The sequence below is a fragment of the Virgibacillus sp. AGTR genome, assembly GCF_016919725.2.
In the GTDB taxonomy this organism is placed as follows: domain Bacteria; phylum Bacillota; class Bacilli; order Bacillales; family Amphibacillaceae; genus Virgibacillus; species Virgibacillus salarius.
Map to the genome: position 1 here is coordinate 42,649 of NZ_JAJERH010000015.1, position 19,374 is coordinate 62,022.

Consider the following 19,374-nt stretch of genomic DNA (forward strand, 5'->3'; position numbering starts at 1 on the left):
TATCTGACTATGATGCTTTTCTATCGTATCTAGGTTGTTACTCAATTATAGAAGATGAAAAAGGGAGAAATATGTCAAACAACGTCGAAAAAAATTCTCATTTTAAGATTGATAGATTAGTCATAAATTTTCTTAAAATATTTCTAGGTATTTTTAAATAGATTTGCATCATAGATATCCAAATAAAGCTAGCATATTATTTGATTTTAACGTAATTACAAATTTATATCTAAATAATAATAATTTTCTATTTTTTAAGAAAAATGATAAAATAAACCTATACATCCTTCTTCATTTACCATTTCACTTTCTTAGCGAAAGAAAATAAAGACTTTGTAAGTAAATGTATAGGATTTATTATTTTAATTTATAGTTCATATGTTTTTATCGATGAATAACTAGGGAATATAATAAATATAATAGAACGTTATATTAATGAGCAAAGGAGTTTTATAATGGCTAACTCGATTATTGTTACAAACCCAGCTACTGGAGAAACTATTAAAGAAATTAAGAAACATAGCAAAGAAGAAATTCAAGCAGCGCTTAAAAAAGGACATGACTATTTCCCAAAATGGTCAAAGGTTAATGCCCATAAAAGAGCCGAATTATTAAATACGTGGGCGAAAAAAATTCGTGATGCCAAAGATGACATTGCCGAGCTGATGACACTTGAAAATGGAAAACCATTAAAAGAATCCTCTGGTGAAGTAGAATATGCTGCAAGCTATATTGATTGGTACGCAGAAGAAGCAAAGCGAATATATGGTAGGACCATTCCAGCAAATACGGAGTCCAAACGCATTATTATTAGTAAACAACCCGTTGGTTTAGTCGCCGCGATCACTCCTTGGAATTTTCCAGCAGCCATGATGACTCGTAAAGCTGCGCCAGCACTTGCTGCAGGTTGTACATTCATTGTTAAGCCAGCCTCTGAAACACCATTGACTGGCATACGAATTATTGAATTAGCTCATGAAGCTGGCATCCCAGAAGAAGCAATTCAATACGTTTCTGGTTCTGGTAGTATAATTGGTGACCTATTTACCAACAGCGACTATGTACGAAAAATAACATTTACTGGATCTACATCTGTTGGAAAAGAATTAATAAAAAACAGTGCCGATACAGTAAAGCATGTAACGATGGAGCTTGGTGGACATGCACCATTGATTGTAGCCAAGGATGCTGATATCGAGCTAGCAGCCAAACAAACAGTAGCTACGAAATTCCGTAATGCTGGTCAGACCTGTGTTTGTGCAAACAGAATCATTGTTCATGAAGATGTCGTTGACAAATTCGCTGAAAAGTTTGTTGCAGAAGTAAAGCAGCTTCAAGTAGGAAATGGATTACATGAAGGTGTTGATATCGGCCCAATCATTAATCAAGGTGGCTATGAAAAAATCATTTCTCACATTACTGATGCCAAAGAAAAGGGTGCACAAGTACTGTTAGGAGATCAATTTGATGCAAATGACGACAAAGGATACTACTTTGTTCATCCAACTGTACTTAAAAATGTAACTGAAGAAATGGATATTATGCACGAAGAAACATTTGGTCCTGTTGCTCCAATAACCACGTTTACAGAAATAGATGAAGCTGTAGCGATGGCGAATCACACACCGTTTGGTCTTGCTGCCTACTTCTTTACTAATGACTATCGCACTGGCACATATCTTCATGAACATTTAGACTATGGAATTATTGGCTGGAATGATGGTGGACCATCAGCGGCACATGCCCCATTTGGTGGAATGAAAGAGAGTGGACTAGGACGTGAAGGCGGCTTAGAAGGAATCGAACCTTATTTAGAAACTAAATACCTGTCTATTGGAAACTTAAATTAAAGCTTTCGCTTGAACAGCGCTTATCAATTATGTTGCTCCATCTGTAAAGCATCTCTAGATACTAGCTGATTCTCATTATATGTAAGGCTCTCTCACTTAGCAGCAGTTGCTAAACAGAAGAGAGCCTTTGCTTATCTGATACACGTAAACAAGATAACGAAGGAATCATCCAAAGACTGAGAACCAACTGCAAATCTCTCTGATTATTTGTTGTATCTATATTGATAACCCTTTTTAGATCGTGGAGATAACTTCCTCGCTCTAATAGCCTTGTGACATCAGAACAATTATGATGACTGTTTAATTTAGTCACTTCACCCCCCTATTTTCACTCAGAATATTTAGTTATTATAGCCGCTATTCTTTCCTTTTCCTTTCGATACCAACTTATAATACTATTAAGGTAAAGAAGGGGGACATGTTACATGAAGCGTCATTGGCTGTTTTTGATTATCATTGGATTATTTTGCTTCGTAACGGCTTGTGGTAAATCACCCACACAATCAGATAGTGTTGCACACTCAACGTCTTCAAATGGGCAACTGGATGTTCATTACATAGATGCTGGCCAAGCAGATGCGACGCTATTTCGCTATTCAGAGGATCAACAAACCTATACGATTTTATATGACACTGGTGATTGGAAAAGTAATGATGTAAACGAATATTTAGCGTCCCAAGCTATTAATAACATTGATTTAATCATTATTAGTCATCCAGATGCTGATCATATTGGACAATTAGCAGAAATCCTTCAAACATACGAAACAGAGGAAGTATGGATGAGTGGTAATGAAAGCTCTTCTCAAACCTTTCAAAAAGCTTTAGAAGCAGTAATTGATAGTGGCGCTAACTATGAAGAACCTCGAGTAGGAGAGCAGTTTGTAATCGGGCCATTGGAAATCGACATCCTCTATCCTAAAGAAATCACAGGTGAAGCAAATAAAGAGTCTCTTTCCGTTCGATTATCATATGATCAAATGCGTTTTTTGTTTACAGGGGATGCAGGTAAAGCAGAGGAAAGAGAAATGCTTACGATGAATGATTCGATCGATGCGGATTTTCTCCAGCTTGGGCACCACGGTTCCAATACATCTACCGCAACTGAATTTGTAGAAGCAGTTAATCCACAAGTAGCTATTTATAGTGCAGGAAAGGATAATAACTATGGACACCCACATAAAGAAACAATAAAAAAAATCAAAAATGCTGGAATTGACTTATATGGTACAGATAATGATGGTACCATTATCATAACTACAAATGGAACAGAATATCAAATTTCTACGGAAAAAGGGAAAGATGAATGTATTGCCATTAACCAAGCTTCACATGATGACTTACAAAATATTATTCATATTGGCTCAGAGCGGGCAACTGCATTAATTGACTTACGACCGTATCAATCACTAAATGATTTAACAAAGATAAAAGGTATCAGTACTGCAACATTAGATGATATAAAAGAACAAGGATTAGCCTGTATGAAAGGAGCCGACAAATGAAAGGTGTCTTAGATCGCTTTGAAGATAATGAAAAAGCAGTCATCTTAGTGGAAGATAAACAAAAGGAAATTCTTATCGCTAAAAACCTGCTTCCAAAGGGAAGTGAAGTAGATACCTGTTTTGACATTACTGCTAAAGATGGAAAATATCAATTAGAAATAGACAAGGAATGTACAAAACACCAAGCAGAGAAGATATCAGAGCGCTTGGGAAAACTTCGCCAACAAAGGTCAGATAGTAAATTTAGAAAGAAATAGCGACCACAAAAACAGGGATTTAAATTATCCCTGTTTTTACATGCCAATATGTTATTTGTAGCAGTATTTTATGAATCAAAACAGAAGTATCTGCTACTCTATCTATAAAGTGAAACTTTAGTAGGGATTTTGTTTATCCTCCACTGATTGTTCGTACCCCAAGGATATGACCTAACGGCCTTGGAACCAATCGGACATTTACTGGCAGTCGATCTCCTACTTATCCATATTGGTTTCACTTTATTCCTTAAAGTGGGAATCTTACTGCCAGTTATATGCATGATAGATATGCACGGCTAATTTTCTCCATCATGCTGCAAATCTAATACGATTCGCGAAGCGTATGTTGGTGTTTCTACGTTTACAGCCGTTTGTTTTACATGCAATTCTGCTAAAAAGTTTTCTCCCTCTATTTGATAATCGATGCGCTCGATCACTGGACTATTCCCAATTAAAATGCTCCCTCCTCCCTTTTCTAACTCTCCAGCTATTTCTCCATAGGGGATAGAAAATAACAGGCGGTGATCTTCTTCTTCAACAGCATAATTGCTGACTGTCTTATTTAAATCAAACACAACACGTGTATAGGAATCATGTACTCCAAAGCGAATATTTTGAACTAAAATTGCTGATATATCTATAGAACGTTCTGCTTTTTGCTTTTGGTAGATTGCAATAATTTTACCAACACCATCTTTTAGCGCATGAAATTGGCTATCCTCAACATACCCTAATCCATCTGTAACTTTCCAGTTAATATCATCCGAATTTATTTCTAATTTTTCTCCATCCTTATCAAAGCCTTGTAACGATAAAGGAATGCTTTGTCCAATTGCTGCGGATAAATCTAACGGTAAGATACCAAGTACTGTTTTCCCTTTATAAGGCTTTGCACCCTTCGGATAGGGTCCATAAAGTAAGTAGTGATTTCGTACCTCAAGCTTCCATTTCATTAATTTCCTTTGCCAACTATCTATAATTTTCTCTATCGATTCATTATTTCGAATCATCGCTGGCACTTCTGGGTCACCAATAAGATTGGCGTATTTATCTGTCATCATAAATTGATCTGGGTCTTGATCACGCATCGCATCAAGAAGCTGTAATCCTAAATTTACTAAATCTATTTTCTGCCGATCAATTATGTGTACCTGTACACCACCAATGCGCTCCCCTTCATATTTACCAAACATTGGTGTGAAGTAAGCAGAACGAAAACGGACGCCATCTATGTTTCTATCATTCATTTCTTCTGCTAATTGATTCCCATTAATCCATGGTGCACCTACAAGCTCAAATGGCTTTGTTGTTCCTAGACCAGTTGTTAATGTTGTATCATCCAATAGTTCTGTTCCTGCATATAAATAAGCTGTTTCTTGCGCTGGAATATTAGGAGAAGGTTGAATCCATGGTAACTGTGTGTCTTCAAAATGCATGAAGCGCTTCCAACCTTTCATTTTCGCTACTTTTAACGATACTCCCAAACTATATTCATGATTCCACATTGTTGCTAGTTCACCAACAGTCAGGCCGTGACGTACAGGCAAAAGAAATCTTCCCATAAAACTAACCGTGTCCGCTGAACGAAGAGGTCCCTCTACTCGTTCGCCACCAATTGGATTTGGCCGATCCAGAACAATAATCGCTTTCCCCTGTTCTGCGGCCGCTTCCATTGCAAAACCAAGTGTATAAATATAGGTATATACATTAGAACCGATATCTTGGATATCAAATAACAATACATCAATATCTTCAAGCATTTCTTCTGTCGGCTTCCATGTTGGTCCATACAGGCTGTAAACAGGTAAACCCGTCTTTTCATCTACATACGACTCAACATATTCACCCGCTTCACGGTTACCACGAATACCGTGTTCAGGACCAAAAAGTGCAGTTAGATTTACATCTGGATGTTCATACAATAAGTCAATTGAACTTTTTAAATTTCGATCAACGCCTGTTGGGTTTGTAATTAGACCTACTCGTTTTCCAGCTAACCAATTCAAATGTTCTTCTAATAAGACTTCAATACCTGGCTTTACTATTCGCTTTTCTTTACGACTCGCTTCTTTATCTGCATGAACGGTTTGCTGTTGAAATATGACAGCAAGCAATGCAATTGTCGATAAACATAATACCTTGATTTTCACCAAAACACTCCCATTTCATGAGTAATTTTTCAACCATGTAACAATACCTTGCACTATGTATCATCTGATCTAATTGATTCCTCTTCCTTTACAAGCTGGCGATCATACATTTTGAAAAACGGATAATAAATGACCATCGCTACAATAATATTTACAATCATCAATAGACCGCCTCGGAAATCCCCCGTTGTTAAAACGCCTGAGAACGGGGGTGGTGTTGTCCATGGTATGATCACATATGGCTTCCCTACCAAACCAATTGACATAGAAAAATAGGTTAGGATTCCAACTGCAAGTGGTGCAAGAATAAAGGGGATAACAAGGATCGGATTCATCACGACTGGAGCACCAAAAATAACTGGTTCACTAATATTAAAGACACTTGCCCATACTGACCCTCTTCCCAAGCTTTTTAAATGCTTGGATCGCGCGCGCCAAATAAAGAGAAGCGTCAGGGCTAAGGCCATACCAGATCCACCAACAGCCCACCAAATTGCCATAAACGGCTGGCCAACAATATGAGGCAATGCCTCACCAGCTTGATGTGCCGCAACATTTTCTTCCGTTAAGCTGTACCAAATTGGTGCCATTACACTGGCAACGACGGAGATACCATGGATGCCAGACGACCATAGTAAATGAATAAGAATAATCGCTATAATAGCTCCCCAAAAGCTTCCTCCTAATAGCTGTAAAGGCTCTCTTAATACAGCACCTACGACCCCATGCAAGGACAGGTCCCAAGCGATTTTTAAAAACAAATCGACTCCCCAAACAATAGCAATAATAGCTGCACCTGGAATTAATGCTGTGAATGCCCGCCAAACAGACGGCGGGACTCCATCTGGCATACGGATGACAATATTTTTTTTCGTAAAAAAACGATACACTTCAACCGTAAATATAGCTAATAAAATTGCAATAAACAGCCCTTCACTGCCCATTAAATTTAGAGGAATATTCCCTTCTTCTGTTAGAGGTGTTGCTACAAAGAATGCTGCAACACTGAGCACACCTGCAGATAGACCGTCCAGGTTATAGCTTCTTGCTAAATGATAAGCAATCGCAAATACAGCAATCAATCCTAATAGCCCAAATGTTGCGTTTACAGGTATACTTAGAGTTGGTGTAAATGGCTTCATAAATTCTGTCCAGGATTTAACAGGCGGTGAAGAAATAATTAAAAAGATACTCCCAATGATTAGTAACGGCATCGTAGCAATAATTCCATCGCGAATTGCCCGTAAATGTCGCTGCTCAGCTAGTTTTCCAGCAACCGGCATAAAGTAATGCTCCATAAACGCTTGAAATCTCCTCATATACTCTCCCCTCCATTCTAGCGTAATAACTCCAAGGCTTGATTCAATACCTTATCTCCATCCATACTCCCATATGCTTTCATATCAATTACTGCAAGTGGTACCCCAACAGCTTTTGCTTTTGCTGATAGTTCTCTTTGTTTATATCGAATTTGTGGTCCAAGTAAGATAAAATCCGAGGTTTCAAGCTGCCCCTCTAAGTCATTAACCGAATGTGCTTCAATTTGGATGCTCACCGATCTTGCTTTAGCCGCTTTTTTCATTCTCTCTACGAGCATACTTGTACTCATCCCTAATGCACATAACAGCGTAACTTTCATACATGATCGCCTCCGAAATATAGAATTGGCTGGAAATAGGCTTCATTTGCAATTAACATATCTTGTAATAATTCATGTGCTTTCTTTGCAGATGGAATTAACGGATGAATTGTCAATGCTTGTAAAGCAGTTCCTATTTTTCTTGTTACGGCAGCCTCCACGGTTAACTCTTCATATGTCTTAACAACTTGCAATAATCCCCTTATTTGTGGCGAAACATTTCCTGTTTGAATTGGTGTAATTTGCTGATTTTCAACTATGCAATTTACTTCAATGCAGACATCATTAGGTAAACAAGAAATGGCTCCATTATTTCTAACGTTTACTGTGTGAATTTGCTTATTATCTAAATGAATTGAGGTAAGGAGGTTTACAGCCGCCTCCGAATAATAGGCACCTCCACGTTGTTCTAATGCATCAGGTTTTTCCATAGTAGATGGATCTTCATAAATCGTAAATAGCTCTTTTTCGACTTGTTGGACTTGATCAGCTCTTGTGTAGCCTTTCTTGTAATTCTTTAACTGCTCAGCTAAAATTTGGTCTGTCTGATAATAGTATTTATGATAGCCGCAAGGGATGGCTCCGAGTGATTGAAGAAATATGGGATCCCATTCAAGTCCTGGAATATTCTTTGCTTCATAACTCGCAGATACACCAGCTAACACATCGTTTAATCTTGATTTTCCTTTAATATAGAAATCGGTTATCCAATTTAAATGGTTGATACCGACAAACTGGATACTTACATCCTTCATCGGAACTTGATAGTCCTTAGCAAATTTTTTATAGAAGTTTATTGGATTATTACAAAGCCCAACGACTTTAACATTGCTATGCTTCAAAATAGCTTCTGTTATAATACCTGCCGGATTAGTAAAATTGAGCAGCCATGCCTCTGGAGCTAGTTCTTCTATGTCTTCACAAATATCCAGCATTACCGGAATCGTACGCAATGCCTTCATAAAGCCGCCAGCTCCGGTTGTCTCCTGACCAATAACCCCGTGCTTGAGCGATAAATATTCATCTGATCTGCGCATGTCCAATTGCCCCACTCTAATTTGTGTAATCACATAATTAGCATCTTTTAGAGCTTCACGACGATCTAATGTTTCAACGATCTTGATAGAGCAATCAGCTTGTGCTATCATTCGTTTTGCTAAGCCTGCGATAATCATTAACTTTTCTCTTCCTTCTAAAATATCTACAAGCCAAATTTCTGAAACGGGCAATACATCGTAATTATTAATGATTCCTTCTATTAATTCCGGTGTATAAGAAGATCCTCCCCCAATGATGACAATTTTTAACGATTTCATATAATACTTCCTCTCTGTAGTAAAAGTCCTTGGTAAAGTTTATTAACGAGGGAAGTGATTTAGTAGAAGTTTCGATATTTGTTAGAGGATTGTGCGAATTGAGCAACAGCATGAAGTACGTTATCATTTTTATCATACCGTGTGCTTTTATTAAAGGATTTGTGGATATGCTCATACTTGGAGCGCTCGTAATCGATTCTGACGTCGCAATCGGGAGGTAGTAAATAGAAAAATGGGCAAAATCATTCGTCGATGACTTTACCCACCACTAAACGTAGTATGTTTTTCTCTTATAGCTTCATTATATCTGTTTCTTCCTTCACTACATTTCCTGATTTTTGTAGGGTCACTTGCTCCCCTTCACTTAAATTTGTAAATACTATCGGAGTAATGATAGGCAATCCTTTACTTTGAATGAAAGAAAGATCTGCTTTTAAAATAGGTTGGCCTGCTTGAACAGCGTCACCTTCTGTAACAAGTGCTTCAAAGCCATCTCCCTTTAAATTTACTGTATCAATACCTACATGAATGAGTATTTCCTTTCCTCCTTCAGACATCATTCCAATTGCATGCTTGGTCGGAAAAACATTTACAATTTTTCCGTTCACTGGAGCAACGACGATCCCATCTTTTGGCATAATAGCAAAGCCATCTCCCATCATTTTTCCAGAAAACACTTGGTCTGGCACTTCTGTAATTGGTAGAAGCTCACCAGTCATCGGAGAAACAATTGATTCATCCTTCAGCTCATTTTGCATGGCAGCCGGATTCACTTCTTCTATTTGCTGTTTTATTTCAGCTTCTTGATTAACCTCTTCTTCCCGAGGTATTTTTCCTGAAATAATATCTTGCATTTGCCCCTTTATCGTTTCCGAACGTGGGCCAAAAATGGCTTGAATATTATTTCCAACCTCTAGTACTCCAGAAGCTCCTAGTTTTTTCAATTGCTCCTTGTCTACTTCATTGATTGAATTAACCGAGACACGCAAACGAGTAATGCAAGCATCCAGATGCGAAATGTTCTTTTCTCCACCCATTGCTGCTAATACATCATATGCAAACTCACCTGTTCTACCTTCCTTAGTTGCCGCCTCTTCTCCATCTTCCTCACGTCCTGGTGTCATTAGGTTAAATTTCTTAATGAAGAAACGGAAAATGACGTAATAGATAACTGCAAAGATCAATCCAAGTATAATCGTAATCCACCATGGTTCTTGACCTGGCAAAATTCCAAATAACGCGAAATCAATCGCCCCGCCGGAAAATGTATAACCGATATTCACACTAAATATGGTCATTAATACGAAGGATAGCCCATCTAATACGGCGTGTAAAAAGAATAGTAATGGTGATACAAACATAAATGAAAATTCAAGTGGTTCTGTTATACCTGTTAAGAATGACGTTAATGCTGCTGATCCTAATAAGCCTGCTACGAGCTTTTTCTTCTCTGGACGAGCAGCATGATACATCGCCAAAGCTGCAGCTGGCAAACCAAACATCATTATTGGAAATTCACCAGCCATGAAATTACCCGCTGTAATTTCTACACCATCTTTTAATTGGGCAAAAAATATCGTCATATCACCCCGCACCAAGTTTCCAGCCTCTGTGGTATACGAACCGAATTCATACCAGAAAGGTGCATGGAAAATATGATGTAGGCCAAACGGAATAAGTAAACGCTTTATAAAACCGAAAAAGAATACAGCGAGATAGGTTCCTTCTTCAATTAACCAATACGACGCGTCGTTCATTGCTTCTTGGACAGGTGGCCAGATGAACAGCAAAACAAACCCTGCTACAAATGACATAGCCGCGGTCGCAATCGGTACAAATCGCTTACCAGCAAAGAATCCTAAAAATGAAGGCATTTCAATATCATGATAGCGATTATAACAAAATGCGGCGATTAAACCGACAATAATTCCACCAAAAACACCAGTTTGCAATGTCGATATTCCTAAAACAGATGCGAAACTAGGGTCAGATTCAAGCATATCTGGGGTTACACCAATCCAAGACCCCATTACTTGATTCAATACTAAATAACCAACAAGTGCAGCAAGTCCAGCAGCTCCATCACTTGCTAAACCTATTGCAACACCAATTGCAAAAATTAACGGTAAGTTATCAAAAATAATTCCACCAGCATCTTCCATCACTGTAGCAACGAGCTGTATCCAATCTGCTCCTAAAAATGGCAGATATTCAAGCATTGTTTCCTGCTGTGCTGCATTACCAAAACCTAAAAGCAGACCTGCTGCTGGTAATAATGCAACTGGAAGCATGAGTGCCTTACCAACTTTTTGTAATACACCGAAAGCCTTTTTAAACATGTTTATTCCTCCCTCTCTTCAATTAATACATAAAAAGTACAACATCCTATCTGCCAACTTAAACCACCATATCCTAGTAGTTACTTTATCTTTGCTTGTCCTCTAATACATCAACCATGTTGTGGTCTTCTTTCCATCCAAAATGAAGCTATAGGTATGAGAAGTATAAGTTGAAGCTAGATTATACAAACGTAAACTTTGTACTTTCCTGTTTTGAAAAAACCAACAAAAAAAGCATGAGCAGAGATCACCAATAAGGAGATAAGGAAAAACAATTCCTTACCCTCTTATTAGTAATCTTTCCACTCATGCCTGATCGTATCAGTAACACGTAAAAGTTTTATTCATATTTTTGATATAAGCGTTGCAAATGCATCGTTAAATACACAGCTTCCGCTTCATATACTGGTTTTTTCATTGTTTGCTGCATAATTTTAACAAGCTTCCAAGCAAGATTATAGCATGTAGGGTACTCTTTTTTCAATAGAGAAGCAATTTTTTCAGGCTCTTCGATGGCCTCACCTTTTAAAACTCTCTCAATTGTATAGCGAATATGCCTTACAAGCCTAATATATTCTATACCTTCACGATCTATCGTAATCTTTAATTGATCTTCTATCATATCAATTAACTGGGTTACTAATTGCGAATATTTATTAACCTCGGATAGGTTCTTATCTGAAATGGCACTATGCACATGTAATGCAATAAAACCTATTTCACCTGCTGGCAAATTAATTTGGAGACGGTGATTAATAAATTCAACTATTTCGGAAGCAATTTCATATTCAAAAGGATAAAGTACTTTCGTTTCAGAAAGAAACGGATTTTTAATTTCTAATCCCTTCTTCAACCGATTTACTGCAAAAAGAATATGATCAGTTAGCGCAACATGTACAGCTTCATTCAGCATCTCATTCGCCCTATTCCGAATCATACCGATCGCTTGGATAATCGATTGCAGCAGATTCTCATCGATGTTTGGGAGCAGTTTTTTATATTGCTCCTGCTCTTTTTCATTTCGCAGGACAAATAACTTTTCAACTGCTTTTGCATCAATCTTTTGTTTCTTTTTATGGTGAAAACCGATACCATTTCCAATTAACACTACTTCTGATTGACGCTGGTCTAAGGCAATTAATACATTATTATTAAGAACTTTTTTCACGGTAAATGTATTCAAAGTTGTCCGTCCCCTTAAATCGGTATTTTTGCAGTGTGTTTGATTATAACATGTTTCATCTTTAGGAAAAACTATCTAGCAGGGGTATAAAAGATTATGAATGAAGTTTCCAATAAAAGGGTAGTAAATAACGATGTTAATTGGATCACACGTTAAAGTTTATGAATCATTAGCAAGGAAAAAAAAGCATCCAAATTCTAGCTGATAATCCGGATGCCTTTTTACACTTATTCCCAAAACCTGTCTTGGTAAAAATAGTTAGGTTTCTTTGTTGTATTATCGTATGGTTTATGAAAAATATGTGTAGTTGCAGGTGACAGTGGAGGAATAAGCCATGCCCATTTACCAGTCACGCTTCTTCCATGTTTAGCTTCTTGCTTCTCAAATATTTCAAATTGCTTCGCCGCTGTATGATGATCGACAATCGAAACACCTGCTTTTTTATAGGACGCAAGAACAGCAGCATTTAATTCTACCAGTGCACGATCTTTCCATAATGTACTTAAGTGCTTTGTATTTAACCCCAATTGACTTGCAACAAGCGGAAGAAAATTATAACGATCTTCATCTGCAAAATTTCTTGCACCAATTTCAGTACCCATATACCAACCATTGAAAGGTGAAGCCACATAGCTTAAACCACCGATCTCCAAACGCATATCAGAAATAATAGGAACTGCATACCATTTAACTTCTCTTCCAGCAAAGATGTCAATGGTTGGATGCTGGATAGGTACCTCAATAACTACATCATCTGGGATTTCCTGCCACTTTGGAGGTTGATCGTTCACTTGAACTACCAATGGTAACAAATCAAAATGTGTACCTTTCCCTTCCCAGCCTAGCTTTTGGCATACCTTGGTAAACTCTATTGAAGCAGGATCTCCAACAATTCCTTCATCCGTTTCATAGCCTGCATACCGCAGCAGCTGATGATTCCAAATCTTTACTGGACTAGCTCCGGATTGAATCACCTCGGGTTGAAAAATGGTAATCATTGGTTTAACTTTACCACCGTTCGTTGCTTTCTTTATATGGTCAATAAGATAAGCAAACACTTCTTCATTTGTTGTTGCCTTTCTTGCATCAATGACGTCCATTCGTTCCCAAAATAAGCGGCCAATACAACGATTGGAATTACGCCAAGCCAATTTAGCACCGTACATAAGCTCGTCATAAGTATGTTGGTACGTACCATACACATCTATTTCTCGTTTTACCGCCTCACACCTGTTTTTAAAATCGGTAAATGCTGTCTCTAATTCCTGATGATACTGTGTAAGATAAGCCTCTGCTTCTTCCCAAAGTTTTAGTTTATTCATTTCCGTATGCCTCCGACTTTTGTCTCTATTCAGTCTACCAAATCTCCATCTATTTTGTGTGACAAAGTAGGAACAATCCATTTAAAATGTGTATCATTTCTAATGTAAGCAAAACCTTTTCTCCATATATCTTTTAAGGGAAACAAGCGAAAGATTAATTTGACATGATATGAGACGAAAGAACAAAAGCGCAAGCACCCGATTAGAAACGTAGCGTCTGAAGCGAGTCAACGGAGATAGAGGAGTCACGGTGAGTTTGAGTTTCTGGGCGCTAAAGCTGGACGTGGCTCAACACTCCCGGATTTGTCCACATGGGCTAATTTTTTAATTTCCTAAACTATGAAAAAAAGCAGCTAGGAAAGCTGATAGAGAGGATTCTTTGCAAATAACAGAAAGAAAATTTGAATTCCATATCAAAAGGAACCGGGAAAGACGACAGTAGGACCTTTCCCGATAATAATAAAGGAATCCTTAATGGACTTTTCTTAATCCTTAGGTAAAAAAATTTTTAGTCTTCTTTTTGATAATTTAGTTCAATTATAATTTCGTTTTTATTGATTGAGAAATTCACATTCCAACTTGGATATATTTGAAATTCTTGATTTTCTTCTACTTCCAAAATAGCATGTATTTCTTCGTAATCGTTTGAAATGAATGCTATTTTTTTGTATCATTATTAATGAAAAACATTAATTTCAAAATTTATATTATTCATTTGCTTACCTCTTTCAATTTTGAGATTAACATAAAGCGCTAAGGCATTCAGGAAAAAAACATAGACTGGGACAAAACACCTTCTTTACTCAAAATACGAATAATCATGTTATCAATAGGAGTATCATCGCCGCACCGTGAAATTATACGCGCTTTCCGGGCACGGCCTCAGCTAACTTGGTAAAGAAAAACACGTTACCAAGTGGATCTTCGGACTCGTGCTGTTCCCGCCGGAGTCTCGCTTATTTCAGGTGCTAAATGAATGATTCTGATCAAAAAACGACAAGATAATTAATTGAAACTAATTATCTTGTCGTTTTTTATTGTTTCTTCATTCTTTTGTCTCAGTCTCTTTTTTATTCTACAGGGTTTGTACCCCTTTTTTGTAAATCTAGCTAAAAACCTTTTTTGCTACCGTATGCTTTTTCACTTCATTTCGATCCACTTCATAACCAATTCCTATAGCGTCCTGAACAGTCAAGACACCATTTTTTGCTACAACTTCTGGTTGGATAATATCCTTTTCCCAATACCTAGATGATGATGCTGTATCTCCAGGAAGTGTAAAATTAGCTAATGCTGCAACCGCTATATTATGCGCACGTCCGACACCTGATTCCAGCATTCCACCGCACCACAATGGGATTCCTGCATTTTCACATAAATCATGAATTCGTTTCGATGCTGTTAATCCACCTACACGACCTATTTTTAAATTAATTATTTTACAGCTGCCTAATTCAATTGCTTGGCGAGCATCCTCAAACGAATGGATACTTTCATCCAAACAAATTGGTGTATTAATTTGTTTTTGTAATTTTGCATGGTCAATTAGATCGCCAGCTGTTAGTGGCTGCTCAATCATCATTAAATTAAATTCATCCAGTGCTTTTAATAGGTTGATATCGTCTAACGTATATGCAGAGTTTGCATCTACCATTAATGGGATATTAGGGAAATGTTTTCTTACCTCTCGCAAAACCTCTATATCTTTTCCTGGTTTAATCTTTATTTTAATTCGCTTATAGCCTTCATCCACTTTCTCTTGAATTGCTTGAATTAGTTTTTCATAACTATCTTCAATCCCCAAACTAATTCCAACTTCAATACGTTTCTTCGTGCCTCCAAGACTTGTAGCTAATGATTCACCACATTGCTTCGCATATAAATCCCATACTGCCCCTTCTAACGCAGACTTGGCCATATGATTACGCTTATACGGCTTAAACAATTCTTGAAGATCATCCGGATGAGTAATTTCTTGATTAACAACAAGCGGAATAAGAAACTTCTCTAGCATATACCAACTTTGTAACGTGAATTCCTCGCTATATAAGGGCCGTTCAGATGTAACCCCTTCTCCCCAGCCTGATATTCCATCATCGCCTTTTACTTCAACCAACAAAAATTCTCTATTCTGCTCCGTTCCAAAACTAGTGGTAAATGGATTTTTCATTTGCATTTGCATCTTATATAAAACTACTTCATTTATTCTCATCTAAAATTCACTCCTTTTTATATTGGTCCCCATCCAATCATAACAGCTATGGTTAAATAAACAATTCCAATAACACACCAAATGACTACTAAAGGTAACACAAATTTAATCCATTTCACCCACGATACACCTGCAATTGCCAAGTTAGCCATTAAGATACCAGAAATTGGGGTGATCACATTTGAAAATCCATCCCCCATTTTATAAGCTTGAACAGCTACTTGTCGGGGTATTTCCATAATATCTGCAAGTGGCGTCATAATCGGCATAACAATAACGGCCTGTCCACTTCCAGATGATACGATAATATTAAAAAGAAAATTAGCGAAGAACATGACAATAGCACCGATGACGCTCGTAAATGGTTCCATAACTGTTGCCATTCCTTGAACAATAGTGTCTAAAATTTGTCCATTCTCTAGAATTACTACAATTGATCTTGCCATTCCAATAATTAATGCTCCGTATACCAGTCCTTTACAACCATTAAAAAACTGTACTACCAATTCATTTGGGTTAATTCTGGCAATAATTGCTGTACCAATCGCTATAATAATAAACATAGCGGCCATCTGATTCAACGACCAGGCATACTGAAACACTCCAAAAATATATATTCCAATCCCCAATGCGAGCCATAATAAAACCAATTTATGTATACCTGTTAATTTAGATGGGGCAGCATCTACACTTTTTTCATCATATTTTGGAAAGCGGTTTCCGCCAAGTACACTCTGCATTGGGTCTTTTTTGACACGACTAGCATACCACCATATATAACCTATTGTCGAAGCAAGTACCGTTAAATAAATTAGCACCCGAAAACCAATACCAGAAAACAATGGTACTTGGGCAATCTGCTGGGCCATTCCAGTAGTTAATGGATCAAGAAAAGCGGTATTAAACCCTGCATATGCTCCAAGATAGATAATGGAGACACCGACTACGGCATCCAACTTCATAGAACGGGCTAAAATAATCCCTATTGGGATAAACGCAATAACTGCATTTACGATAATACCTAAAGCACCAAAAATAGAAAATAGACTACATACAATAATAATTAATAGATATTCCTTATCCTTTGTCTGATTAATCGTCTTCATAATTAACGCATCAATCGCACCTGTGTATTCAATTACCGCAAAAGCTCCGCCAATAATAAGCACAAGAAAAATTAACCCCGCTGAATCGATCATACCCTGTTGGATTGCTGTAAATATTTGAATAAATGATGCTGGTTGTTGTTCGCTTTGTTGATAGCTATCAGGTATTACAGTTGTAATATCATTGACAGTCTCTCTGTCAAATGTACCTGCTGGTATAAGGTATGTCGCCACAGCTGCAATAATTAAGATTGCAAATAAAATAACATACGCATCTGGAAGTCCTAGCTTTCTCTTTGTGCTTTTTAACTTATTAGTAGATTTTTTCATTATTTCCCTCCTTTTTAATTTTCAAAATATTATCAACTTGCATTGTATTATAATAAAGGATATAATTTATTGCAATATAAAATATTGGAAAAACTTTAAAAAAAGAAGGTGAATTCTTTTGACGGCTAATTATGTAAGAAAAACAGAATTAGAATTTTCGAACCTTACAAAGGGTCTAAAGAAAGTCGCCGATGCTTTACTCTCTGATCCTATGGTATTTGCCATTCACCCAGCCAAAAGAGTAGGAGAAATAATTAGTGTTAGTGAAACAATGGTTATTCGCTTCTGTCATTCGATTGGTTATAGTGGTTATAGTTCTCTGCAAAAGGATGTAAGAAAACACTTATTAGAGGTCAAACAACAATCCGATGAAAAACTACAGGAAATGAGCAACTATTATGTCGAAAGTATGCTAAAGGACATAAGCATACTGCAAAATAATATGGAGAAGATTGCCATTGATGACATGGAAAAGATTATCGAAGCGATTATTAATAGCGAAAAAGTTGTCGTTGCTGGTTACCACCACTCCTTTACATTTGCGCATTGGTTTTACTTTAATTTAAATTATATTTTAGGAAATGCCGACCTATATAGACCGGAGACGGATGCTGGTTTGCTTGATCTATTACCTGTTAAATCTTGTATCATTGTTTTCTCATTTTACAGATATGCCATTGATACCATACGCCTAGCAGAAGAAGCAAAGGAGAAAGGTATTAAAGTCATTGCAATAACCGATTCTAGAGTTTCACCGGTTGTGGAACATGCAGATATAACCATTCCTATTTCAGTTAGTCAAAATACGTTATTCAGTAAAGGACCTGTTACCATAGCAATTGTTAACGCTTTATTATTTGAAGTCGTGGAACGTGTAGAAAAGAGAGGGAAAATTAAATCAACTTATAAATACTTTATAAAGGATGGAGAAGATTAACATGAAAGACTTAGAAAAACAGGTTAAAGATACATTTAACTATTTACATCAACATGCAGAAATAAGCTGGGAAGAGGTGGAAACAACAAAGTATATTGCTAATATCTTAAAAGAAAATGGGTGCAATGTTAACACATTCGTAGATCATACTGGGGTAGTAGGTGAATATGGAAACTTTAAAGATAATTTGCCGATTGTAGCTGTTCGTGCAGATATTGATGCTCTTTGGCAAGAAGTTGACGGCAGCTTCCAAGCCAATCATTCATGTGGACATGATGCCCACATGGCAATGGTATTAGGTTTACTATGGAAGCTACAGCAGTCACCTGAGCTGCATAAGCAAATTGCAATAAGATTTATCTTTCAACCTGCTGAGGAAAAAGGTGCTGGAGCATTGAAGATGGTAGAAAAAGGTGCTGTTGATAATGTTGAATATCTATTTGGTGTTCATCTTCGCCCTCAGCAAGAATGTAAAATGGGAAATGCTACCCCAGTAATCGTTCATGGAGCAACAAAGATGTACAGTGCAGAAATAAGAGGACATGATGCCCATGGAGCAAGGCCACATTTAAATATTAATGCGATTGAGGTCGGTGCACAAATTGTTAATCTTTTAAGTAAAATTCATTTGGACCCAAGAGTTCCCCATTCTGTTAAAATGACAAATTTCCAAGCAGGTGGAAAGAGTTCAAATATAATTCCAGGGAATGCTTCATTTTCACTGGATATGCGGGCGCAATCAAATGAAATTATGGATGAACTTGACAATAAAGTACTAAATATTTTCGAAGCAATCAAAAATTTATATGATGTAGAAATTAAATTAACAAGTACAGAAGGTATTGCAGCTGCAAGAACAAATGAACAGGCTACTTCTATTATGAGAGAAGCAATCAAAAAAGTACTCGGTACTGAAAACGTAGATCCACCACTAGTAACACCAGGCGGAGATGATTTCCACTTTTATACAATAAAAAGACCAGAGCTAAAAGCGACGATGCTTGGCTTAGGCTGTGATTTATCCCCTGGTCTTCATCACCCTTATATGACCTTTAATAAGGATGCGTTAATGAATGGGGTTCACATCTTGTTTGAAGCGATCAAGGAAGTATATCAGCATTAAACCTTAAGGCTGGGACAAAACACAACTTCTTTACTTAAAATACGAATAATCATGTTATCAATAGGAGTATCATCGCCGCACCGTGAAAACATACGCGCTTTCCGC

14 protein-coding genes are annotated in these 19,374 nt (G+C 37.2%); 5 read left to right on the top strand and 9 right to left on the bottom strand.

Going from position 1 to position 19,374, the window contains the following annotated elements; translation table 11 throughout:
- Window positions 1-455: 455 nt before the first annotated feature.
- From JUJ52_RS08210 to JUJ52_RS08220, 3 genes are all read left to right on the top strand, one after another.
- On the top strand, window positions 456-1,850 hold the full coding sequence (locus JUJ52_RS08210; RefSeq protein WP_026679745.1) for an NAD-dependent succinate-semialdehyde dehydrogenase: 1,395 nt from the start codon (window positions 456-458) through the stop codon (window positions 1,848-1,850).
- A 425-nt stretch (window positions 1,851-2,275) separates the two neighbouring features.
- Window positions 2,276-3,355: an MBL fold metallo-hydrolase gene (locus JUJ52_RS08215; protein ID WP_205388871.1), complete on the top strand. Its 1,080-nt coding sequence runs from the start codon at window positions 2,276-2,278 to the stop codon at window positions 3,353-3,355.
- On the top strand, window positions 3,352-3,612 hold the full coding sequence (locus JUJ52_RS08220) for a DUF3006 domain-containing protein (RefSeq protein ID WP_026679747.1): 261 nt from the start codon (window positions 3,352-3,354) through the stop codon (window positions 3,610-3,612). The genes JUJ52_RS08215 and JUJ52_RS08220 overlap by 4 nt, the downstream gene beginning before the upstream one ends.
- Window positions 3,613-3,908: 296 nt before the next feature.
- Here JUJ52_RS08220 and JUJ52_RS08225 read toward each other — a convergent pair whose 3' ends face one another.
- The 9 genes from JUJ52_RS08225 to JUJ52_RS08265 form a co-directional block, all read right to left on the bottom strand.
- Entirely contained in the window at window positions 3,909-5,762 is a 1,854-nt protein-coding gene (locus JUJ52_RS08225; RefSeq protein ID WP_226983549.1) for an exo-beta-N-acetylmuramidase NamZ family protein, read from the bottom strand.
- A gap of 53 nt (window positions 5,763-5,815) precedes the next feature.
- On the bottom strand, window positions 5,816-7,081 hold the full coding sequence (gene celB, locus JUJ52_RS08230) for a PTS cellobiose transporter subunit IIC (protein WP_205388873.1): 1,266 nt from the start codon (window positions 7,079-7,081) through the stop codon (window positions 5,816-5,818).
- 17 nt (window positions 7,082-7,098) lie between these two features.
- Window positions 7,099-7,401, bottom strand: coding sequence for a PTS sugar transporter subunit IIB (locus JUJ52_RS08235; RefSeq protein WP_205388874.1), 303 nt, complete (start codon window positions 7,399-7,401; stop codon window positions 7,099-7,101).
- Complete coding sequence (locus JUJ52_RS08240) at window positions 7,398-8,717, bottom strand: 6-phospho-beta-glucosidase (RefSeq protein ID WP_205388875.1); 1,320 nt, start codon at window positions 8,715-8,717, stop codon at window positions 7,398-7,400. The genes JUJ52_RS08235 and JUJ52_RS08240 overlap by 4 nt, the downstream gene beginning before the upstream one ends.
- Window positions 8,718-9,007: 290 nt before the next feature.
- A complete protein-coding gene (ptsG, locus tag JUJ52_RS08245; protein WP_026679751.1) occupies window positions 9,008-11,056 on the bottom strand; it encodes a glucose-specific PTS transporter subunit IIBC in 2,049 nt (682 codons plus the stop codon).
- 340 nt (window positions 11,057-11,396) lie between these two features.
- Window positions 11,397-12,239, bottom strand: coding sequence for a glucose PTS transporter transcription antiterminator GlcT (glcT, locus tag JUJ52_RS08250; RefSeq protein ID WP_026679752.1), 843 nt, complete (start codon window positions 12,237-12,239; stop codon window positions 11,397-11,399).
- A gap of 227 nt (window positions 12,240-12,466) precedes the next feature.
- Window positions 12,467-13,561, bottom strand: coding sequence for a nitric oxide synthase oxygenase (locus JUJ52_RS08255; RefSeq protein WP_121603730.1), 1,095 nt, complete (start codon window positions 13,559-13,561; stop codon window positions 12,467-12,469).
- Window positions 13,562-14,666: 1,105 nt separating this feature from the next.
- Window positions 14,667-15,773 (bottom strand): o-succinylbenzoate synthase, encoded by a 1,107-nt coding sequence (menC, locus tag JUJ52_RS08260; protein WP_026679577.1) that lies wholly within the window; start codon window positions 15,771-15,773, stop codon window positions 14,667-14,669.
- A 17-nt stretch (window positions 15,774-15,790) separates the two neighbouring features.
- Complete coding sequence (locus tag JUJ52_RS08265) at window positions 15,791-17,209, bottom strand: YfcC family protein (RefSeq protein ID WP_026679578.1); 1,419 nt, start codon at window positions 17,207-17,209, stop codon at window positions 15,791-15,793.
- A 118-nt stretch (window positions 17,210-17,327) separates the two neighbouring features.
- Between JUJ52_RS08265 and JUJ52_RS08270 the strand changes: the two genes are divergently transcribed.
- Window positions 17,328-18,146 carry a MurR/RpiR family transcriptional regulator gene (locus JUJ52_RS08270; RefSeq protein ID WP_205388876.1) on the top strand — a complete coding sequence of 273 codons (819 nt, stop codon included), beginning with the start codon at window positions 17,328-17,330 and terminating at the stop codon, window positions 18,144-18,146.
- Between the two features lies 1 nt (window position 18,147).
- A complete protein-coding gene (locus tag JUJ52_RS08275) occupies window positions 18,148-19,269 on the top strand; it encodes a M20 peptidase aminoacylase family protein (protein WP_121603732.1) in 1,122 nt (373 codons plus the stop codon).
- Window positions 19,270-19,374 lie beyond the last annotated feature (105 nt).